This window comes from Aminobacter sp. BE322, from assembly GCF_050433525.1.
Lineage (GTDB): Bacteria > Pseudomonadota > Alphaproteobacteria > Rhizobiales > Rhizobiaceae > Aminobacter.
On record NZ_JBNPXB010000001.1, the window covers coordinates 717,145 to 736,630 of the forward strand.

Genomic DNA, 19,486 nt, shown 5'->3' on the forward strand with positions numbered 1-19,486 from the left:
TGAGCGGCATTTGATCGGCATTGGCCTGTATGTGGCGCGATACTTGCGCCACATAGGACCGGTTCATCCGTTGGAGCCGGCTCGGTGCCTTCGCATCGAACCCGCCAGGGGTGGCCTGAACTCGAAGTCACATACGGCATGCGCCGCAAAAGGGCGGCAGTTTTTCATCATGCGGAATTCATGGCAGATGAGCGATTGCACGGGCGCGGCCTTCGTGACCTACGGGTTTCCAAAAGCCAAGATCCTGCGCGGCGACAGAGGGCATGGCGCGAAATGATACCCTGATGCTCAGGCACAGCGGACCATCACTGCCTGCATCCCATCAAGAATGAGCGAAAAGCTCCATACCCCCGCACGGCAAGATCAAGAACCAGCGTCGTGCACACGCCACGACTGAGAATCTTCGCCTCATCTATCACATTTTTGACTCTGATCAAGGATTTCGGATCATCCCTACTCGCAATGTTGAGATTTTATTGCAAGACCGACAGTAAGAGTCAGTACATGTCAGATAGTGACAGCTTATGAAATTGTGCCGAATCTGGGGAGAAATTATGTTCGGGAGAACTTTCAACAACGGGGCTCCCCTATGCATCAGCCTGCAACCAAGAATTTCATCAAGAATCGTTTCAGTTCGCGGGGTGACTTCAACCTGGGCAGCCCGATCTCGAGGGTGGGGCGCGGTTCTGGTGACCTACGGGCGGTCACATCGACCATCGCGATTGCCGCGGCGGTCTCGCTTGGCGGCTTGGTCTCCGCCACGGGTGTGGCATTTGCTGGCAGTTGCGTGACTGTTGGCGCAATTACAACCTGCTCCGGCCCTGGAGCGGCCGGTGACTCGGGATACAACATCATTTTCCCTGGGGCGGGGACGGTAACCACAACCCCGGGTTTTGGCTTGACCAACGCCACCGGCGCTACCTGGAACGACGCTTTCTATATCCGCGGCAGCGGCGATTTGAGCTTCATCGATGAAAATGCCTCGGTCATTTCGGGCGCTGGCGGCGGCATTGACATTGCAAACACCGGTGCCGGTTCTCTCACGGTAACGTCCAACGGATCGATTACGGGAAATGCGGTCGGTGGGCTTTATGCCAGCACCTCCGCATCGAGCACGACGGCGACAATCAACGTGAATGATGTTACGTCGAACGGCGGCGTAGGCGTTTGGTTGTCCCATAATGGTACGGGCAACGCCGTTGTTTCAGTAAATGACGTCACAGCCACCGACAAGGCCATCTTGGTCCAGAACAATGGCGCCGGGTCGACGACGGTTACCGCCACAGGTGACGTTAAGGGCGGAGGTACGGGTATTGCTGTCACGAATGGCGCCAATACCACCGGTCTTGTTATTGACGCCGGGAGTGGGGACGTCTTGGGCGGCGATCGTGGCATACATGCCATCAACAATGGCCAGGGCGCTGTAACGGTCACGTCTACGGGCACATTGACCGGCACTGGCGTTGATGGCCTCAGGATCGACAGTGCTGGTACCGACGTCACAGTGACCGCCAACGACACGAAGGGCCCCTTCAGCGGCATTGCCGTATTTAACAACGGCAGTGGCGTGACGAACATAACGTCGACCGGCCAGGCTGTGGGCGGTTCGTTTGCCGGCATCTATGCTGTAAATCAAAGCACGGCTACGGACATGACGATCAATGCCGTGGACACGACTGGTTACCGTGGCATCTTCGCTTCGAACCTGGGGACGGGCGGAACCACGGTCACCTCGAGCGGCACGGCAATCGGTGCGGTTGGAGCCGGCCTTCACGCCGAGGCTTTCGGAACATTCTTGACGATTAGCGCCAACAACACGACGGGCGGCCAAAACGGCATCTATGCCGAGCAACATGGTACGGGTCTGACGACGATCACATCGACAGGTCTTGCAGAGGGTTCCACCGACGGCATCCGTGCCCTGACCGCCGGAACCGGGATCAGCATTGTCAATTCCGGCACCGTCCGGAATAGCTCCGCCGCATCCGCCGATCTGGCGATTTTTACCAATGGGTCTTCGCAGATCATCAATTCGGGCCTGATCACCGGCACTGTTACCCTCAGCAACCTTGGCAACGATGTCCGCAACTCGGGTACGTGGAACACGGCTGGCGGCACCAACGAGTTTGGCACGCTGACCACCAGCAACAGTGTCAACAACACCGGCACGATCATCGCTGCCAACAACAGCACGACCTCCCAGAACACCGTCTTTGGAAATGTCGGTACTTTCAACAATGGCGGTCTGCTCACCTTGGGCGACCAGCAGGCAGGCGACGTCACCACAATCAACGGCAACTATGCCGGCTATGGCGGAACGGTCGTGCTCGACACGCAACTGGGCAGCGACAGCTCGCTGACGGACAGGCTGGTTGTCACCGGCAATGCCACCGGTAGCACGACGCTGGCAATCCGCAACGCGGGCGGCCTGGGCGCGCAAACCAACAACGGCATTGAAGTGGTGACCGTAGGCGGCACTTCGGACGCTGACGCCTTCAGACTGGCCAACGCGGTCTCTGCCGGCGCCTTCGATTATGGGTTGTACCTTGGGGGTACCGACGGGAACAACGCCAACGACTGGTTCCTTCGTTCGACGAACGCGATCAACGCCTCGTCCCAGACCTCACTGGCCTATGGCCAGACGCTGGCCAATTATGCCGACGCGACACTGGGCACGCTCCAGCAGCGCACCGGCAACCGCTTTTGGTCCAACGGCCAGTCGCAGGTGGTGGGCGGTCTGCCGGGCGCGGGCGCCTGGGGCCGGATCGGAGGGCAATACTTCTCTGCCGATCCCGTGTCGGGTTCGGCCTTTACACAAAGCCTTGGCTTCATTCAGGGCGGTTACGAGGGCGTGGTCTCCGACGGCAGCAGTGGTGACCTGACGTTGGGCGGCTATGTCACTGTCGGTACATCGCGGACGGATGTCGATACCACCCGCGATCCCGTCACCGGGGCGTTGCGTGCCAATGGGAAGATCACAACGACTGGTTATGGCATCGGTGGCAACCTGACCTGGCTTGGCAATGACGGGTTCTATGCCGACAGCGTCGTGCAGTTGACCTGGTACGATAGCAACCTGTCCAACAAGGCGGGTGGCAACAATGGCGGCTGGTCCTCGACGATAAGTCAGGAAGTGGGCAAGCGATTCGACCTCGGTTCAGACTGGTCGATCGTGCCGCAGGCGCAACTGGCTTGGACCTATGTCGACTTCGATAGCTTCACCGACGAGAACGGTGCGGCTGTCTCAATGGGCAAAGGAGACAGTCTGAAGGGTCGCCTTGGCATCCGGTTCGAGAACGTGTCGAGTTGGAAGAGCGACGCCGGCACCACCGAACGGCGGCAGGTCTACGCCATCACCAATCTGAGCTACCAGTTCCTCAACGGAGTGGGGGTCGACGTTGACGGAACCTCGCTTACTCAGGACAACGAGCGTCTGTGGGGCGAGATTGGTGCAGGCGGATCATATGCCTGGAACGACAAGGCCAGCGTCTTTGCTGAGGCCAGCTACGGGCATGCTCTCGCGTCTGGCGACAATTACACCGCAAAAGGCACGGTTGGCTTCAACTATAAGTGGTGATCCGACTCTATGCTGAAAAGCAGTTCTGTCGCCGCCCCAAGTGCGGCGACAGAAAAAGCGGCCCGTTTGCCCACCGCTTTATGATCGTGCCGGCAGCCGCAAGCATGAAGCTCTGAACGTCGCTTGGCGTTTGAATCATTGCGGTGTTCCATGTCGAACAAACGCCGCCTGCCTGGGGCTTTCCAGCCGTCCCGCCGCCGCCTTCCCATGGTTGTTGCGCCTTTGGGCTTGATGCTGGCGAGCGCGCCGGTGTCGGCCCAGCAGGTCATCCTGAGTGGCGACACCGGTCCTTCGGACCGGACGAGCGTCGCCAGCGGTGACGATCTGGAGATCGGCCGCACCGGCGTCGCCAGCCTTCGTTGGGATCAGCGGGTGCAGAAGCGGATCGTCATCGACGGCGAAGAGCGGATCATCGACTGTTTTGAGGTTGTCCAGGAGAAGAACGCCAAGCGCGCCGGCGGTAAGAAGCTGTTCCTGCCGATTACCCCAATGCTGGCCGAAGCACTGGCCCCGCTCAAGGTGGATGATGGCACGGTTCTGAAGACTGGATACGGGAGGCGTCCTCGGCCAAGTCGCTCACTGGCGCCATGGCTCATTGGACCAACTTGGCGGGCTGCCGGCTGGCCTAACCATGCATGGACTGCGGAAGTCGCTGGGCGTGTATCTCGCCAAAGCCGAGGCGTCGACGCGCCAGCTGATGGAGATGCTGGGCCACGACAATATCGAGCATGCCGAGCTGTATTCGCGGGAAGCGCCGCAGATTCGCCTCGCAGTCCAGGGCATGGACCGGGTGACGCGACTGGTGGGCAAAAAGCCGCGTGGCTAAGCGGCTGGCTAACCTTGCTGGCTAACCGCCATATAAGCAGTTGAATTTATTGGTAAATTGGTGGGCCCGGAGGGACTCGAACCCCCAACCAAGCGGTTATGAGCCGCCGGCTCTAACCATTGAGCTACAGGCCCCACGCGCGCTGGATAGTGGCTTTTTCGGGCGGAGACAAGCCATCTTCGCCACGCTCTTGCGCTCCGCCGCAATCCACCCATAATCCGCCCCTATTCGGCATGGCCGGAAGGGCCATCCAGATGGAGAATATTATGAATCGCAAATACATAGCGCTCGCTCTCGCGAGTGCTCTCGCGCTTCCCGCGGCCGCCGCCCGCGCCGAGACCACGCCGCCGCCGCGCATCGTCGTGACCGGCGAAGGCGAAGCCACCGTGGCGCCCGATCTGGCGCTGCTGTCGTTGTCGGTGATGCGCGAGGCCAAGACCGCGCGCGAGGCGCTCGACGCCAACAACGACGCCATGGCCGCCGTCATCGCCGCCATGAAATCGGCCGGCGTCGAGGACCGCGACCTGCAGACGGCCGGGATCCAGATCTCGCCGCGCTACAACTACACCAACAAGCCCGACGGCACCCAGACGGCGGAACTGGTCGCCTACCAGGTCACCAACACGCTTTCGGTGCGCATCCGCGACGTCGCCAAGACCGGCGAGATCCTCGACAAGTCCGTCTCGCTCGGCGTCAACCAGGGCGGCGGCATCACCTTCGCCAACGACAACCCCTCCAAGGTGATCGCCGAGGCGCGCAAGCGCGCCGTGGCCGATGCCATCGACAAGGCCAAGGTTCTGGCGGCGGCGGCGGGCGTCAGCCTCGGCCGCGTGCTCGAGATCGCCGACCAGTCCTACGCTCCCCCGCCGATGCCGATGCAGGCCAAGAGCTTCGACAGCGCCGCCGGTGCCGCTCCGGTCGCGGCCGGCGAGAACAGCTACAAGGTTCAGGTCAACGTCACCTTCGAAATGAAGAACTGACGGACGCGGGCCGGGCATCGCCCGGCTGCGCCGCCAATCGCTGCGCCCAATCGGTCGCACAACGAAAAACCCCGGAGGCCAGGCCTCCGGGGTTTTGTTTGGAGCCGCGCCCGTCCGACGGACGGGGGCTCCCGCTACTGAAAGGCCTTACCAGCGCACGACCGGGCAGTTCGGAGCGCGGGCGAAGGTCACGAAGACACGCTCGCCATATTTGCGGCCGCGCACGGTGATGGTGCGGCGGTTGACGTCGTCGATGCGGGCGCGGCGGATGCCCATGCGTTCGGCCTTGTCGAGTGCGCGGTCGGGCGTGCAGCGGCGGTCCCAGCGGCGGTCGTTGCGGCTGTAGTCCCAGCGGCCTTCGCCGCGGTTGTCCCAGCGGCCGTTGCGGTAGTCGTCGCGATAGCCGTCCTGGACATAGACGCCGACGCGCGGCTCGCCCTGGCCGAGGTTGAGATAGAGCCCGTCCGCCTGGGCGCTGGCCGGGATGGCGGCCAGGGTGCCGAGGCCGACGAGGGCGGAAATGGTGGCAGTCTTGATCTTGTTGAACATGGTCGTCTCCTTAGGGGCCGTCAAACCTTCTTCGCCTGAGCGATGGGCACACAATGCCCCACCCAAGCTGAACCGATTTCGAACCTGGCGTTCATCTTCGGTTCATCCGGTAACTAACTGGTTTTCCTACTTTTTCCTTTGCAAGAGAGGTTTCTGCCCGGCCCGCCCGGTGGTTACCTGGAGAATGATCTGGCGCATGGTTCGCCCAAGAAACGGTTATGGTTCGCCCTCGAGCACGTGCTCGAAATAGTCTTCCGGCTCGGCCAGTTCGTCCTCCGAGGCCGTCAGCCTGCCGCGCACCGACATGCCCGCCGCATGCACGGTCTCCCGGCTGCCCGAGACGAGGTGATGCCACCAGTAGAGGTCGCGGCCCTCGGCCACGAGGCGGTAGGCGCAGGTACTCGGCAGCCAGCTGATGGTGCGCACGTTCTCCGGCGTCAGCCCGACGCAGTCGGACACCTTGTCGAGCCGGTTGGCATAGTCCCGGCAGCGGCAGGTGGCGCCGTCGAACAGGCGGCAGCCGACGCTGGTCCAGTAGATCTCGCCGGTGTCCTCGTCCTCGAGCTTCGACAGGCAGCACTTGCCGCAGCCATCGCAGAGCGATTCCCACTGAGCCGGGCTCATCTCCTCCAGCGGCGTCGTCTTCCAGAAGGGCTCTTCCATGGCCCGGCATTTGGCGCGGCTGGCGGGCCACGTCAAGCGCCAACGCACGGCGCCGGCCATCGCCAAGCGCGGAAAACCACGATATTGCCATCTTGCTGTCGGGCTAATGCCGGGAAGCGATGCGAGTGCGGCCCGGACGGAACCATAAGTGGTTCCATATGTTTGGGCGGAGACGGGACCCGATACGAACCCGATATGAGGAGACTTCCAACGATGAAACGCCAGTCACGGATTCTCGCAGGCACGGCCATCGGCCTGTTCATGGCGTCCGCGCCGCTGGGCGCGATGCCCATGGTCGAGACCGCGGCATCCGGCAGGGCTTTGCCGCTGATTCGGGTGCAGGTCGAATGCCAGGAAGGCGAGTCGGCTGAAGCTTGCGCCGCCCGCGGCGGCCAGGAAGCCGCCCCCGAACAGCCGCGCCGCAAGAAGCGCCAGGCCGAAGAGCAACAGCAGCAGGAGCAGGCGGCGCCCGAGGCCGAGCCCCAGCCGCAGCAGGCCGAGGAGCCGCAGCCGAGCCGCAAGCTAAAGCGCAAGGTCGAGGAACAGCAGCAGCAGGCGACACCCGAGGCCGAGCCCCAGCCACAGCAGGCCGAGGAGCCGCAGCCGAGCCGCAAGCTAAAGCGCAAGGTCGAGGAACAGCAGCAGCAGGCGACACCCGAGGCCGAGCCCCAGCCGCAGCAGGCCGAGGAGCCGCAGCCGAGCCGCAAGCTGAAGCGCAAGGTCGAGGAACAGCAGGAGGAGCAGCCGGCGATCCAGGCCGAACCGCAGCCGCAGGCCGAGGAACCCGCAAAGCAGGCGGAAGAGCCCGCAAAGCAGGGCGAGGAGCCGGTGAAGAAGCGCAAGCTGCGCGCCCAGGAGCAGACGCCTGCCGAGCAGCCGGCCGAACAGGCTGAAAAGCCGGCCGAGGCGACGCCCTTGCCCACCACCCCGGAGGCCCCCGCGGGCGAAGCTCCGGCGCAGGCCGAGAAACCCGCCGAGCCGGGTGCCGAACAGCCGGTCCAGGCCGAGAAGCCCGCGGAGGGCGAGCAGAAGCCCGTCCAGCAGGGCGAGGCTCCGGTGAACCCGAACGAGGCGCCGCTGCTCGACAGCCAGAAGGAAGCGCCGCCCGCCCAGGCCGGTGGCGAGCAGCCCGCGCAGCAAGGAAAGCCGCTACGCAAGCTCAAGCCTGGCCAGCAGCCGGCACAGCAGGAGCAGCCCGCCGAACAGACGGCGCAGCCTCAGCCGGCGCCCGTCGACCTCGGCCCGCCGCCGACCGACGACAGGCAGGCCCAGGAGGCCGCCCAGCCGGTGGAGATCAAGCCGGTGACGGCCGAGCAGGGCACGCGACTCGAACGTGCGCCCGAGATCGACCTGCGCCGCCGCCCGCGGCCCGAGGGCACCGAGGTCGTGCGCGAGATCGGCGACCGGCTGATCATCGAGATCAACAACCAGATCATCGTCGAAAGCAACGACCGGCCGCGCCTGACCCGCAACGCGCAGGACGTCTACTATGAGGAGCTGCCCGGCGGCCGCACCCGCGAGGTGATCATCCGCGACAACGGCAACCAGATCATCACCATCCGCAACCGCTACGGCGACATCGTGCGGCGTTCCCGCATCACCCCCGACGGCCGCGAATACGTGCTGACCTATGTCGACGACCGCTACTACGAGGAGATGGACGAGTGGCGCGATCCGGGTCTCGACCTGCCGCCGCTGGAGCTGCACATCCCGCGTGACGAGTACATCCTCGAGGCCGAATATGTCGACGACCCCGAGGCTTACTACGATTTCCTCGAGCAGCCGCCGGTGGAGCGCGTCAAGCGCCTCTACTCGGTCGACGAGGTCAAGCGCTCGGCCCGCGTCCGCGACATCGCCCGCCGCATCGACCTCGACACGCTGACCTTCGAGTTCGGCTCGGCCTCGATCCCCGAGAGCGAGGTCACCAAGCTCGAGGGCGTCGCCAACGCCATGGAGCGCATGCTCAAGAAGAACCCGGCCGAGACCTTCCTCATCGAGGGCCACACCGATGCCGTCGGTTCGGACGTCGCCAACCTGGCGCTTTCCGACCGCCGCGCCGAGGCCGTGGCGGACGCGCTCACCAACGTCTTCGGCATCCCGCCGGAGAACCTGTCGACGCAGGGCTATGGCGAACGCTACCTCAAGGTGAAGACTGAGGCGCCGGAGCGCGACAACCGTCGCGTCGCCATCCGCCGCATCACGCCGCTGGTGGCGCCCGTAGCCAGCGCCAACTGAGGCACCGCCGTCCGGCTCGCCACCCGGCGGGCCGGATGGGGTTCCGGCGACCCCGCATCGGGCGCGATCGGGCCAATTGCCCGGCTTTCGCCATTGAATCGCTGGATTTCGATGCCAAATACATAGCTGACGTGGTTCCCTGCCCCGTCAGTCTCCATCCAAGGAGACACGGGCCCGGCCGAAATCCCCCCTCCAGCGGCCGGGCCTTGTTTTATCCGGGCGCCTGTTGCATTGCTTCGGCCTCAGCCTGAATTGCAGGATTTCGGCCGCGGCCGGCCGCTCCGAAAGAGACCGCACCTCCATCTTCATCTCATCTGCCACCCGCGAGGCTGCCCTGCGCTTGTTCGGATATCTCCTGTTTGCCGCAGGGCTCGTGATCTGCGCGGCGACCTTCGTCGGATGGGTCTGGCTCAACGCGTTCGCCTGCGGCATGATTCCGACCGGCTGCCGCGGTTTCCGCCTGCGCTGGGAAGACAGCGAGGCCTTGGCCTACTTCATTCCGCCCTTCATCCTCGGAGTCATCGTGGCAGTTGCCGGCTTGGCGACTGTGATCCGACACCGGAAAGTCTAGGCAGCCGCCGCGCCAGGCCGCCGTCGCGCTACACCGGCACCACCTCCGGTGCGTAGTGCGCCAGGAACGCCTGGCTCGGCGGGATCGGCTTGATCACGTCGATCAGCACGCCGTTGGGGTCGCGGGTGATGAAGTGGCGCTGGCCGAACTCCTCGTCGCGCAGCGAACGCAGGATCGGCAGGCCCACCGCCACGAGGCGATCGTAGACCGCATCGACGTCCTTGACCTCGAAATTGATCAGGAGCCCGCCGGCGCACCCCCGCCCCTCCTCGGGGATGGTCTCGTGGTCGCCGTCGACGATGCCGAGATTGACGCGCTTGTCCTCGGTCGAGCGCAGGTGCACGTACCAGTCGCTCTCAAACAGCGGCTCGAAGCGGAAATGCTCGACATAGAAGGCGGCGGTGCCGGCCACGTCGTCGGTCATCAGCACGGGATAATAGCTCGTCGTCCGCATGGCTTTCCTTCTCCTCGCAATAAACATACAATCTGCATGTGGATTCAATTAACATACAGGCTGCACGTATGCAAGAGAAGCTGGAGCGGCGCTCGAACCGCGACCGCACGGAGGCGATGCGGGCGCTGCTGATCGAGACGGCGCGCAAGCTCTTCGCCGAGAAGACCTATGCCGAGACCGGCACTCCCGAGATCGTGGCGGCCGCCGGCGTGACGCGCGGCGCGCTCTATCACCATTTTGCCGACAAGGAGGCGCTGTTCCGCGCCGTGGTGGAGCAAGAGGCCGCGACCGTCGCCGCGGAAATCGAGCGCGCGGCGCCCGACGAGATCGGCCCCCGCGAGGCGCTGCTTGCCGGCAGCCGGGCCTATCTCGAGGCGATGCGGGCGCCCGGACGCACGCGGCTGCTGCTGCTCGACGGACCGGCGGTGCTCGGCCGGGCCGGCATGGACGAGATCGACGGCCGCCACGGCAACCGCACCCTGCGCGAGGGGCTGGCGATGGCCATGCGCGCCGGCGCGATGCGCAGGCTGCCGCTGGCGGCGCTCACCGGCCTGCTCGCCGCGGCCTTCGACCGGGCAGCGCTCGCCATCGACGCCGGCGCCCCGGTGGCCGAGCAGCTCGAAGTGATCGCGGCGCTGATCGACGGGCTGATGGTGTCTGGCAAATCCTGAAATCAAAAAGGCCCGGCAGCTTGGCCGGGCCGTCTCCTGAGCATGCCCGCGGCGTTCAGCCGAACATGCGCTCGCCCTGCTCGTCCACCAGCTGCCGGCCCTTGGTCAGCGACACCTCGACGGCGTCGTCGAGCGCGGCGAAGCGGTCGGCGCGGATGAACTTGTGTTCCTTGACGACGCCGTCGACCTCCTTGGAAACCACGCCGCAGGTCTGGAACTGGCCGCCTTCCTTGTAGGGCGTGGCCTTGATGGCGAAGCCCTTGTATTCAATTTCCTTGGCCGCGGCTGGCGCCTGGGCTTCGGCTCCGCCGCCTCCGCCGAACAGCCTCTTCAAGAACGACATGTCATGTTTCCCGTTGTATTTCGGGACCTTATTCGCTTCCCTTCGCGCCGTCGAGCGGTTTGGTCAGGCAAGGCACGTGCTCATCTTGCCGTCATCCTTCCTCTCCCCCGTCGATCGGGGGAGAGGTGGTTTGCGAAGCAAACCGGGTCGACATGCATCGTTGGTGAGTTCGTTGTCCGCTCCGCCCCTCTAGCCCAGCGAGGCGATGATTTCCCGGTAGGCTAGTTCGGGGAAGGCCTTCAGCGTGCGGGTCCGGATGTTGCCGGCCTGGCCGAGTATGAGCGCGAAGCGCGCCACCACCGCGTCGTCCGGCGCCTCGGCCACCGCCACCATGTCGCACTCGCCCATGGTCAGATAGAAGGCCTTGAACGACCCGCCCATGTCGCCGAGCAGCTTCTTGGCCGCGTCGAGCCGCTTCGGCGACGCCTTGACGTCGCGCATCCCCTGGTCGGTCCAGTTGATCAGCATGATGTAAGTGGTCACGGCACACCTCCCTCCGGCGCCACGGAGCACGGCACAATGCCGGGGCGGGCATCCGGGTCGTCGCCCTCAATGCATCCGACGGCGGAAGTATCCTCTCCTGCCGGGCCCTCGGCAAGGATGGTGCCGGCTCAGCGCTCGGTCAGCGCCAGCTTGGCGCCGAGCGCCACGAAGGCCGCGGCGAAGCTCCGCCGCATCCAGGCCATCACCCGCGGGCTGCCCGTAACCTTGTCGCGTACGGAGGCCGCGCAGAGGCCGTAGATGGCGAAGATGACGAAGGTCGCGAGCATGAACACGCCGGAGAGTTCGAGCATGCGCCCGAGCACGTTGGCCTCGCCGGGCGCGATGAACTGCGGCAGGAAGGCGACGAAGAAGATCGACAGCTTGGGGTTGAGCAGGTTGATCAGCACCCCGTCGACCAGCACCTGGCGGGCGCTGCGGCTGTCGGGGCGCGCCTCGATCTTGAGCGCGCCATTCTCGCGCAGGCTCTGCCAGGCCATGTAGATGAGGTAGGCGACGCCGGCATATTTGACGATCTCGAAGGCGAGCGCGCTGGCATGCAGCAATGCCGCCAGACCGGTCAACGCGGCGACCAGATGCGGCACGATGCCCAGCGTGCAGGCGAAGGCCGCGAGCACGCTCGCCTTGCCGCCGCGCGAAAGCCCGGCCGCGAGCGTGTAGACGACGCCCGTTCCGGGCGAGGCGACGATGATCAGCGTGGTCAGCAGGAACTCGATCGACATGAGCGGCTTGCTCCCCCTCTTTCCAGTCTCACCATAGGTGAACGCACGACGCTACGGAAGCCATCCGGTTTCCGACGACGCAGCGCAACCGCCGGACCCCCGGGGCGGACCTGTACCACCGGCGCTCAATGCCCGCGAACCTCGCTCCCGTCGAACATGGCGCCGCCACGCCCTAGCTATTGCAGGGTGCACGCAATAACGGAGGCGCCGATGATCCCCTCGCCCAGGCTGGCTCTGGCCGCCATTGCCGGAACGGTCGTCATGCTGGGCCTCGCCATCCTCGGCGGGGGCGGATTTGCGACCTTCTTCTCCAATGCGGCGCGCACCACGGCCGCCGCGCTTACCGTGGTCCTCACCGCGATCGCGCTGTTCAGCGGCGGAACCCTGAGCCCGGGCGAAGAGGAGGACCGCTTCAACCGCTGGGTGCTCGCCGCCTTCGGCGTGCTCGGCCTGCTCGGCGCCTTTGTGCCTGCCTACACCGATAGCATCGATTTCTGGACGATCGATGGCGAAGCCGTGCGCTGGACCGGCATCACAATTCTCCTCGTCGGCAGCCTGTTGCGGCTCTGGCCGGTGTTCGTGCTCGGCGGCCGTTTCAGCGGGCTGGTCGCCATCCAGCCCGGACACGCGCTGGTCACCACCGGGATCTACGGCGTGGTCCGCAACCCGAGCTATCTCGGGCTTCTGGTCGGCGCGCTCGGCTGGGCGCTCGTCTTCCGCTCCGGCGTGGGCGTGCTGATCGCCGCGCTCAACCTGCCGCCGCTGCTGGCGCGGATCGCAGCCGAGGAGCGCCTGCTGCGCCGGCATTTCGGCGAGCAGTACGACGACTACTTTAGCCGCACCTGGCGCCTCTTTCCCGGCCTCTACTGAAAGTGCGCGAGCCAGGTCGGCCTGCCGATAAATCGACTATCCCGGAACCTTTTTCGCCATGAGGCAGTTTGGCTGCAAGATCAACCTGCAGGAAAATGCCATGAAAAACCAAGATCATTCCACGCAGAACTACCTTCGTCTTCTGGCGATGGCCGCCCTCTCCTACGTCGCCATGTTCATCCTCATGTACGCCATGGTGAACACGTTCGGAGACGTCTTCGTCAACTTCAACCAGTTCTACATGGCCGCGCTGATGGTCTTCCCGATGGTGCTGATCGAACTCGTGCTGATGCGTGCCATGTATGCCAACCGCGCGTTGAACCTCGCCATTGCAGCCTTCTCCGTCATCGCCTTCGCCGCGGCGTGGTTCATGATCCGCGACCAGACGGCAATCGCCGACGTGCAGTTCCTGAAGTCGATGATCCCGCACCACTCGGGCGCGCTGCTGATGTGCGAGAACGCCAAGCTCAGCGACCCGGAGATCGCCGCCTTGTGCAACGACAACATCCTGCCAAGCCAGCAGGCCGAGATCGAGCAGATGAAGCGGATCCTTGAGCGGCTGGAAGGTGCGTGAGCGCCTCGATAAGAAAGGCCCCGGACTGACGGGGCCTTTTTCAGGCGTCGCGAAGTCGGCCGCGGCCGTAGGTCAGCCCGGCATTGGCCCGACATAGACCGAGGCCGGACGCAGCAGCCGGCCGGTGCGCTGCTGTTCCAGCGCATGTGCCACCCAGCCCGCCGTGCGCCCCACGGCGAAGACCGGCGTGAAGGCGTCGCGGGGGATCTTCAGGGCGCCGAGCAGGATCGCCGTGTAGAACTCGACATTGGTGTCGAGCCGCCGGCCCGGCTTGGCGCGGGCGAGCGCTTCACGGGCATAGGCCTCGACTTCCGCGGCAAGCCCCAGATCCATTCCCTCGGAACCAAGCGTACCCACCGCCCGCTTCAGCACGTCGGCGCGCGGGTCCCGCACCTTGTAGATGCGGTGGCCGAAACCCATCAGCCGGTCGCCGCGCGCAAGGGCCGCATCGATCCAGGGCGCGATCTTGTCGGCGCTGCCGATTGCCTCCAGCATGTCGAGCACCGGCGCCGGCGCACCGCCGTGCAGCAGGCCGGAGAGCGCGCAATAGGCGGCAGTGACGGCCATGAAGAGATCCGCCTGCGTCGATGCGACGACGCGTCCGGCGAAGGTGGAGGCATTCATGCCGTGGTCGCTCACCGTGACCAGATAGGCGTCCAGCGCGGCGGCTTCCGCAGCACTGGCGCCTTCGCCCCGAAGCATTCGCAAAAGATCTGCCGCCTGGCCAAGCTTGGCATCGGGTGCAACGGGTGCGAGACCCTCGGCCCGGCGCGCAAGCGCGGCAGCCAGCACCGGCATCGCGCCCAGCAGCATGACCTCGTCGGCAACCCCCTCCTCGCGGTCGATGGCCGCGACCGCGGCGCGGAAACCGGCGCCGAGCGGCAGGCCGTCCGTCGCCGGCAGGATATTCTCCAGCCGCGCAAAGGCGCGGACGCGGGCTCCGCCGAGCATCCCCCGCAGTTGGCCGGCGGCGACTTCCGTCCCGGCTGCCGCAAGCAGGCGCGCGGCCACGCCCTCGAAATCCGTCTCGTCGGCCAGCGCCGCCACCCGGCTGCCGGCGATGATCAGTTCGCCGCGCTCGCCGTCCACATGGGAAAGCGCGGTCGCGGCTGCGGTCACCCCGTCCAGGCCGGCGGTGGTTTGATGAAGTGTCATGGTCAGCTCCCTGTTGCGTCGCAACAAGGATGAGCCCCTTTTCATATTGATCAATCTTGATTAGCTTGATCAATATGAAAAATCCTGCAGAACCGCTCTATCTCTCGGCCCGCGAGGCCGCCGGCGAACTGGCCGTGTCACAGGCCACGCTCTACGCCTATGTCAGCCGCGGCCTGATCCGCTCGGAACCGTCCGACGACGCGCGCGCCAAGCGCTACCGGGCCGACGACGTGCGCGCCTTGCTGGCGCGGCGGGCGCCGGCCAGTGCGGCGCGCGGCGGCGAAGCCGAGCCGCCGGTGCTCGATTCCGCCATCTCGACCATCACCAGCGAAGGGTCGATCTACCGCGGCGTCCACGCCGTCGCCCTGTCCGAGCACGCCACCCTGGAACAGGCGGCGACACTTCTGTGGGACATCAGCGGCGCCGATCCCTTCGCGGCCGACAACCTGCCGGTGACGAGCGAGACCATGCGCACCGTCGCGGCGGCGGCGGCCGGCGAAGCGCCCATCCCCCGCGCGATCGCGATTCTGGCGCTGGCTGCCGGCAGCGACCCCCGCGCCTTCAACCGTTCGCGCCAGGGCCGCGCCGAGGTCGGCGCACGGGCCATCCGCCTGCTGGCCGCCGGCATTCTGGGCACCAGCCCCTCGCCCGCCCCGGTCCACCGCCAGGTCGCGGCGGCCTGGGCAAGCGGCCATCCGCATGCCGAGTCCGTCTTTCGCCGCGCCCTGGTGCTGCTCGCCGACCACGAGCTCAACCCCTCGACCTGGACCGTGCGCTGCGCCGCCTCCACCGGGATCAACCTCTACGATGCGCTGATCGCGGGCCTGGTGGCGCTCAAGGGCCCCAGGCACGGTGGCGCCGGACCGCTGGCCGCCCACATGGTGGCGAATTTCGCCGTGACCGACGTCACCGCCAACATCCGCGAGCGCGTCGCCATCGGCGACCGCATCCCGGGCTTCGGCCACACCGTCTACCACGACGGCGACCCGCGCGCCGACAGCCTGCTGGCAACGCTTGCCGAAGCCGGCGCCGACAGGCGGCTTGCGGTGGAGGCGCCTGCCCTCATCACCGAAGCCACCGGCCTCCACCCCAACATCGACTATGCGCTGGCGGTAATGGTGCGGACGTTCGGCTTGCCGATCGGCCACGAGACGGCGTTCTTCGCCATCGCCCGCTCGGCCGGCTGGGTCGCGCATGCCATCGAGCAACTGACCTCGGAGGCGCTGATCCGCCCGCGCGCCCGCTATGTCGGCCCAGCGCCCAGCCGCGCCGGCGGCTCGGTCTGAGCGCACGGACCATGGCACCGGCGCCGGGATCGGGATAGCTTCCCGTCGAGGGGAGATCAGCCAGATCATGCGCAAGGAAGTTCCGGCAGAGAGCCCACAGGCCTACGTCGAGGCGCTCGACGGCTGGCGCCGCGAGATCGTCGAGGCCTTGCGCGCCGCCACCCGCGCGGCGGGCGATCCCGAGGCGCGCATCAAATGGGGCCACATCGTCTGCTTTTCCAACGGCCCCGTCCTCCTGATCCGGGCGGAAGAAGCCCGCGTCCTCTTCGGCTTCTGGCGCGGCAAGCGGCTGCGCGGGATCGAGCCACGGCTGAAGGCCGGCGGCAAATACGAACTCGCCACCATGACATTTCTCGGAGGCGACACGGTGGATGCTGGGCTTGCGGAACGGCTCGTCCGGGAAGCCATACGCCTGAACGCCGAGGTCGGCGACCCGACCAGGAGCAGCTAGACAGTGATGCCGAAAAAGCCGGTAGCCTGCCACAGGCGGTCGTCTACCTGTGCAGGCGCAAGCGCAACTAGGCGCGGAGCCATGCCCTGCGCCGCAATGGCGCCATAGTGACAGGCGAACCAACCGGCTGCATCTGAAAGCCAGTCGCATGACGCCTGCCGTGAAACTTGACCCCAGCTGGCTCGCGTCCCTGGCACTGCATGCCCTGCTGCTGGCGGCCATCTTGCTGCTGCCACGGCCACACCCGCTCAAGGTGCCGGCCGAGCTGGCGGTACCGATCGAACTGGTTCCGCCCGCACCTGAGCCGGCGAAAGTCCAGTCGCCATCCCAAGCCGAGGCGCCCCTCGTCCCGCCTCCCGACGATGCCGCAACCGCCCCGGAACCCGAGGCCTCCGCCGCGCCGCGCCCGGCCATGGTCACGGCACGCAGCTTCTACGCAGCAAAGGTTCTGGCCAATCCGCGCAGCCGCGATGCCAGGCAGGCGCTCGCTACCTTCTCCCCCGACGAACGCGCCATCCAGCTCTGCAACATAGAAGCTATGGAGCAGATCCATCGCTGGAAAGCCGAATTCCGTCCCGATCTGGTGGCCCCCTACGCAACCGCCGACCTGAAGATCGAGGGCGGCTCCATCCACGCCGAAGGCGGCGCGTTCCGGGCCGGCCAGCGCTGGCACGCGGTGACGTTCTATTGCGAGGTTGCCGACGGCGCCGTTTCGGCTTTCGAATTCAGCGTCGGCGAGGAGATCCCCGAGGCCAGATGGGCCGAATACAACCTCGTCGTCGGCGACCCTGAAGATTAGGCGCTTGAACGAAAAAAGCCCGGCTGTGGAGCTGGGCTTTCTTGAACATATGGAACCGATCAGCTGTCGAGGAAGCTTCTGAGCTTGCGGCTGCGGCTCGGGTGCTTGAGCTTGCGCAGCGCCTTCGCCTCGATCTGGCGGATACGTTCGCGGGTGACCGAGAACTGCTGGCCAACCTCTTCGAGCGTGTGGTCGGTGTTCATGCCGATGCCGAAGCGCATGCGCAGCACGCGTTCCTCGCGCGGGGTCAGCGAGGCGAGCACGCGCGTGGTGGTCTCGCGCAGGTTGGCCTGGATCGCCGCGTCGATCGGCAGGATCGCCATCTTGTCCTCGATGAAGTCGCCGAGGTGCGAATCCTCCTCGTCGCCCACGGGCGTTTCGAGGCTGATCGGCTCCTTGGCGATCTTCAGCACCTTGCGCACCTTCTCGAGCGGCATGGCGAGCTTCTCGGCCAGTTCTTCCGGCGTCGGCTCGCGGCCGATCTCGTGCAGCATCTGGCGCGAGGTCCGCACGATCTTGTTGATCGTCTCGATCATGTGCACCGGGATGCGGATGGTGCGGGCCTGGTCGGCGATCGAACGGGTGATCGCCTGCCTGATCCACCATGTGGCATAGGTCGAGAACTTGTAGCCGCGGCGGTACTCGAACTTGTCGACCGCCTTCATCAGGCCGATGTTGCCTTCCTGGATCAGGTCCAAGAACTGCAGGCCGCGGTTGGTGTACTTCTTGGCGATCGAGATGACGAGGCGCAGGTTGGCCTCGACCATTTCCTTCTTGGCGATCGCTGCCTCGCGCTCGCCCTTCTGCACCTGGTTGACGATCTTGCGGAATTCCAGGATCGAGATCGCCGTTTCGGTGGCGAGGTTCTGGATCTCGGCGCGCAGGTCGCGGATCGCGTCCTTCTCGTTCTTGGTAAACTCCTTCCAGCCGCGGCTGGACAGGTTCGAGATCGAGCGGATCCAGTTCGGGTCTAGTTCCGAACCCTGGTATTCGCGCAGGAACTCTTCGCGGCGCACGCCATAGCTTTCGGCGAGGCGCAGAAGCTTGCCCTCGTTCTGCACCAAGCGCTTGTTGATGTCGTAGAGCTGCTCGACCAGCGCCTCGATGCGGGCCTGGTTGAGCGACAGCGACTTCACCGCCTTGATGAGCTGGTCTTTCAGCTCCTTGAGGCGGCGGTCCTGGCTCGGCGACAGCGTGCCGGCAGCGGCGAGACGGTTCTCGACCTGCTGGTCCTGCAGCTTCCTGAGTTTCTTGTAGGTGTCGGCGATGACGTCGAGCGTCTCCATCACCTGCGGCCGAAGCTCTGCTTCCATGGCCGCCAGCGACAGGCTGGCCTCGTCCTCGTCCTCTTCCTCTTCCTCGCCGCGGGTATCGCCGCCGACATTGGTGATGTCGTCTTCCTCGTCGCCGCGGCGGCGCGGCTTCTCGTCGACCTTCGGCTTGGCGTCTTCCTCGACGCGCTCGACCACCGGGGCCTGCTTGCCTTCCGGACCGGCATAGGTCGCCTCGAGATCGATGATCTCGCGCAGCAGGATCTTGGCTTCGTTGAGCTCGTCACGCCAGATGATGATGGCCTGGAAGGTCAGCGGGCTCTCGCACAGCCCGGCGATCATGGTCTCGCGGCCGGCCTCGATGCGCTTGGCGATGGCGATTTCGCCCTCGCGCGACAGAAGCTCCACCGAACCCATCTCGCGCAGATACATGCGCACCGGGTCGTCGGTACGATCGGTCGGCTCTTTCTTGGTCGTGGTGGTGGCAACCGCCGTGCCGGTCTGTTCGGCAAGTTCGTTGGCGTCCTCTTCCGAATCGCCTTCGGCGGCCTCGGCTTCCTCGCCCTGCTCGTCGTCCTCGACCACGTTGATGCCCATGTCGGAGAGCATCGCCATCGTGTCTTCGATCTGTTCGGAGGTCACCTCCTCCGAGGGCAGCACCGCGTTCAGCTCGTCCATGGTGACATAGCCGCGCTTCTTTGCGAGCTTGATCATCTTCTTGACAGCGTCATCGGAAAGGTCGAGCAGAGGGCCGTCGGTTGCGCCCTCGCGTTCGGTTTCGACCTCTTCCTTTTCTTTTGTCGCCATTCTTCGCTTTCTCCAGGCGGCCCGTCAGCCGCTTAAACTCTCGGACAGTGCAAATCAGATGCGCTCATCCAACCTGCGCCTGAACTGCCAGTAGCTGCACCTGTGTTAAGTCCAGATTAACCCTGATATCTGTGGCGGAGTCTCTTCCTGTCCAGTGACAAGCGCCCAATCCGCATTTTCA

General features: G+C 65.3%; 19 protein-coding genes and 1 tRNA gene. 11 read left to right on the forward strand and 9 right to left on the reverse strand.

All coding sequences use genetic code 11. From position 1 onward, the window contains the following. Positions 1-589 precede the first annotated feature (589 nt). The gene (locus J2X50_RS03265) at positions 590-3,577 is read left to right on the forward strand and encodes an autotransporter outer membrane beta-barrel domain-containing protein (protein ID WP_429091397.1); all 2,988 of its coding nucleotides are present in this window, start codon (positions 590-592) and stop codon (positions 3,575-3,577) included. Between the two features lie 631 nt (positions 3,578-4,208). After that, positions 4,209-4,403: a tyrosine-type recombinase/integrase gene (locus J2X50_RS03270; RefSeq protein ID WP_429091399.1), complete on the forward strand. Its 195-nt coding sequence runs from the start codon at positions 4,209-4,211 to the stop codon at positions 4,401-4,403. Positions 4,404-4,461: 58 nt separating this feature from the next. On the opposite strand, the gene J2X50_RS03275 is transcribed toward J2X50_RS03270, so the two are convergent. Further along, positions 4,462-4,537, reverse strand: a tRNA-Ile gene (locus tag J2X50_RS03275). 132 nt (positions 4,538-4,669) lie between these two features. On the opposite strand from J2X50_RS03275, the gene J2X50_RS03280 reads away from it, so the two are divergent. Next, positions 4,670-5,383 carry an SIMPL domain-containing protein gene (locus J2X50_RS03280; protein WP_429091402.1) on the forward strand — a complete coding sequence of 238 codons (714 nt, stop codon included), beginning with the start codon at positions 4,670-4,672 and terminating at the stop codon, positions 5,381-5,383. Positions 5,384-5,530: 147 nt separating this feature from the next. Here the strand turns inward: J2X50_RS03280 and J2X50_RS03285 are convergent, their stop codons facing one another. After that, positions 5,531-5,932 carry a hypothetical protein gene (locus J2X50_RS03285; RefSeq protein ID WP_429091405.1) on the reverse strand — a complete coding sequence of 134 codons (402 nt, stop codon included), beginning with the start codon at positions 5,930-5,932 and terminating at the stop codon, positions 5,531-5,533. 216 nt (positions 5,933-6,148) lie between these two features. Beyond that, positions 6,149-6,595: a YcgN family cysteine cluster protein gene (locus J2X50_RS03290; RefSeq protein ID WP_347967782.1), complete on the reverse strand. Its 447-nt coding sequence runs from the start codon at positions 6,593-6,595 to the stop codon at positions 6,149-6,151. A gap of 213 nt (positions 6,596-6,808) precedes the next feature. Here J2X50_RS03290 and J2X50_RS03295 point away from each other — a divergent pair, with 213 nt between their 5' ends. Both J2X50_RS03295 and J2X50_RS03300 read left to right on the forward strand, forming a co-directional pair. Beyond that, entirely contained in the window at positions 6,809-8,830 is a 2,022-nt protein-coding gene (locus J2X50_RS03295; protein WP_429091408.1) for an OmpA family protein, read from the forward strand. A 340-nt stretch (positions 8,831-9,170) separates the two neighbouring features. After that, positions 9,171-9,401: a hypothetical protein gene (locus tag J2X50_RS03300; RefSeq protein ID WP_347967780.1), complete on the forward strand. Its 231-nt coding sequence runs from the start codon at positions 9,171-9,173 to the stop codon at positions 9,399-9,401. Between the two features lie 28 nt (positions 9,402-9,429). On the opposite strand, the gene J2X50_RS03305 is transcribed toward J2X50_RS03300, so the two are convergent. Continuing rightward, positions 9,430-9,855, reverse strand: a complete 426-nt coding sequence (locus J2X50_RS03305; protein ID WP_429091411.1) for a VOC family protein — start codon at positions 9,853-9,855, stop codon at positions 9,430-9,432. A gap of 68 nt (positions 9,856-9,923) precedes the next feature. Between J2X50_RS03305 and J2X50_RS03310 the strand changes: the two genes are divergently transcribed. Further along, entirely contained in the window at positions 9,924-10,526 is a 603-nt protein-coding gene (locus tag J2X50_RS03310) for a TetR/AcrR family transcriptional regulator (RefSeq protein WP_429091414.1), read from the forward strand. A gap of 55 nt (positions 10,527-10,581) precedes the next feature. Here the strand turns inward: J2X50_RS03310 and J2X50_RS03315 are convergent, their stop codons facing one another. The 3 genes from J2X50_RS03315 to J2X50_RS03325 form a co-directional block, all read right to left on the reverse strand. Next, the gene (locus tag J2X50_RS03315) at positions 10,582-10,869 is read right to left on the reverse strand and encodes an HlyU family transcriptional regulator (protein WP_429091417.1); all 288 of its coding nucleotides are present in this window, start codon (positions 10,867-10,869) and stop codon (positions 10,582-10,584) included. Between the two features lie 189 nt (positions 10,870-11,058). Next, on the reverse strand, positions 11,059-11,352 hold the full coding sequence (locus tag J2X50_RS03320; protein WP_340038195.1) for a GYD domain-containing protein: 294 nt from the start codon (positions 11,350-11,352) through the stop codon (positions 11,059-11,061). Positions 11,353-11,480: 128 nt separating this feature from the next. Continuing rightward, positions 11,481-12,092, reverse strand: coding sequence for a LysE family translocator (locus tag J2X50_RS03325; RefSeq protein ID WP_429091420.1), 612 nt, complete (start codon positions 12,090-12,092; stop codon positions 11,481-11,483). 210 nt (positions 12,093-12,302) lie between these two features. On the opposite strand from J2X50_RS03325, the gene J2X50_RS03330 reads away from it, so the two are divergent. Together J2X50_RS03330 and J2X50_RS03335 are read left to right on the forward strand one after the other, a co-directional pair. Continuing rightward, positions 12,303-12,962 carry a methyltransferase family protein gene (locus J2X50_RS03330; RefSeq protein WP_429091423.1) on the forward strand — a complete coding sequence of 220 codons (660 nt, stop codon included), beginning with the start codon at positions 12,303-12,305 and terminating at the stop codon, positions 12,960-12,962. A 100-nt stretch (positions 12,963-13,062) separates the two neighbouring features. Then, the gene (locus J2X50_RS03335) at positions 13,063-13,536 is read left to right on the forward strand and encodes a DUF305 domain-containing protein (RefSeq protein ID WP_429091425.1); all 474 of its coding nucleotides are present in this window, start codon (positions 13,063-13,065) and stop codon (positions 13,534-13,536) included. A 72-nt stretch (positions 13,537-13,608) separates the two neighbouring features. Here the strand turns inward: J2X50_RS03335 and J2X50_RS03340 are convergent, their stop codons facing one another. After that, positions 13,609-14,691: a citrate synthase gene (locus J2X50_RS03340; RefSeq protein ID WP_429091427.1), complete on the reverse strand. Its 1,083-nt coding sequence runs from the start codon at positions 14,689-14,691 to the stop codon at positions 13,609-13,611. Between the two features lie 74 nt (positions 14,692-14,765). On the opposite strand from J2X50_RS03340, the gene J2X50_RS03345 reads away from it, so the two are divergent. The 3 genes from J2X50_RS03345 to J2X50_RS03355 all read left to right on the forward strand — a co-directional run bounded on the left by J2X50_RS03345 (position 14,766) and on the right by J2X50_RS03355 (position 17,227). Continuing rightward, on the forward strand, positions 14,766-15,977 hold the full coding sequence (locus J2X50_RS03345; RefSeq protein WP_429091430.1) for a citrate synthase family protein: 1,212 nt from the start codon (positions 14,766-14,768) through the stop codon (positions 15,975-15,977). Positions 15,978-16,044: 67 nt separating this feature from the next. Continuing rightward, positions 16,045-16,428, forward strand: coding sequence for a DUF1801 domain-containing protein (locus J2X50_RS03350; RefSeq protein ID WP_429091433.1), 384 nt, complete (start codon positions 16,045-16,047; stop codon positions 16,426-16,428). A 148-nt stretch (positions 16,429-16,576) separates the two neighbouring features. Then, positions 16,577-17,227: a DUF930 domain-containing protein gene (locus tag J2X50_RS03355; protein ID WP_429091434.1), complete on the forward strand. Its 651-nt coding sequence runs from the start codon at positions 16,577-16,579 to the stop codon at positions 17,225-17,227. A gap of 59 nt (positions 17,228-17,286) precedes the next feature. Here J2X50_RS03355 and rpoD read toward each other — a convergent pair whose 3' ends face one another. Continuing rightward, positions 17,287-19,305, reverse strand: coding sequence for an RNA polymerase sigma factor RpoD (gene rpoD / locus J2X50_RS03360; protein ID WP_429091437.1), 2,019 nt, complete (start codon positions 19,303-19,305; stop codon positions 17,287-17,289). Positions 19,306-19,486 lie beyond the last annotated feature (181 nt).

Bases quoted from the DNA above. Each gene is read 5' to 3' on its own strand.
- J2X50_RS03265 (WP_429091397.1), top strand. From the start codon at position 590: ATGCATCAGCCTGCAACCAAGAATTTCATCAAGAATCGTTTCAGTTCG.
- J2X50_RS03270 (WP_429091399.1), top strand. From the start codon at position 4,209: ATGCATGGACTGCGGAAGTCGCTGGGCGTGTATCTCGCCAAAGCCGAG.
- J2X50_RS03280 (WP_429091402.1), top strand. From the start codon at position 4,670: ATGAATCGCAAATACATAGCGCTCGCTCTCGCGAGTGCTCTCGCGCTT.
- J2X50_RS03285 (WP_429091405.1), bottom strand. From the start codon at position 5,932: ATGTTCAACAAGATCAAGACTGCCACCATTTCCGCCCTCGTCGGCCTC.
- J2X50_RS03290 (WP_347967782.1), bottom strand. From the start codon at position 6,595: ATGGAAGAGCCCTTCTGGAAGACGACGCCGCTGGAGGAGATGAGCCCG.
- J2X50_RS03295 (WP_429091408.1), top strand. From the start codon at position 6,809: ATGAAACGCCAGTCACGGATTCTCGCAGGCACGGCCATCGGCCTGTTC.
- J2X50_RS03305 (WP_429091411.1), bottom strand. From the start codon at position 9,855: ATGCGGACGACGAGCTATTATCCCGTGCTGATGACCGACGACGTGGCC.
- J2X50_RS03310 (WP_429091414.1), top strand. From the start codon at position 9,924: ATGCAAGAGAAGCTGGAGCGGCGCTCGAACCGCGACCGCACGGAGGCG.
- J2X50_RS03315 (WP_429091417.1), bottom strand. From the start codon at position 10,869: ATGTCGTTCTTGAAGAGGCTGTTCGGCGGAGGCGGCGGAGCCGAAGCC.
- J2X50_RS03325 (WP_429091420.1), bottom strand. From the start codon at position 12,092: ATGTCGATCGAGTTCCTGCTGACCACGCTGATCATCGTCGCCTCGCCC.
- J2X50_RS03330 (WP_429091423.1), top strand. From the start codon at position 12,303: ATGATCCCCTCGCCCAGGCTGGCTCTGGCCGCCATTGCCGGAACGGTC.
- J2X50_RS03335 (WP_429091425.1), top strand. From the start codon at position 13,063: ATGAAAAACCAAGATCATTCCACGCAGAACTACCTTCGTCTTCTGGCG.
- J2X50_RS03340 (WP_429091427.1), bottom strand. From the start codon at position 14,691: ATGACACTTCATCAAACCACCGCCGGCCTGGACGGGGTGACCGCAGCC.
- J2X50_RS03345 (WP_429091430.1), top strand. From the start codon at position 14,766: ATGAAAAATCCTGCAGAACCGCTCTATCTCTCGGCCCGCGAGGCCGCC.
- J2X50_RS03350 (WP_429091433.1), top strand. From the start codon at position 16,045: ATGCGCAAGGAAGTTCCGGCAGAGAGCCCACAGGCCTACGTCGAGGCG.
- J2X50_RS03355 (WP_429091434.1), top strand. From the start codon at position 16,577: ATGACGCCTGCCGTGAAACTTGACCCCAGCTGGCTCGCGTCCCTGGCA.
- rpoD (WP_429091437.1), bottom strand. From the start codon at position 19,305: ATGGCGACAAAAGAAAAGGAAGAGGTCGAAACCGAACGCGAGGGCGCA.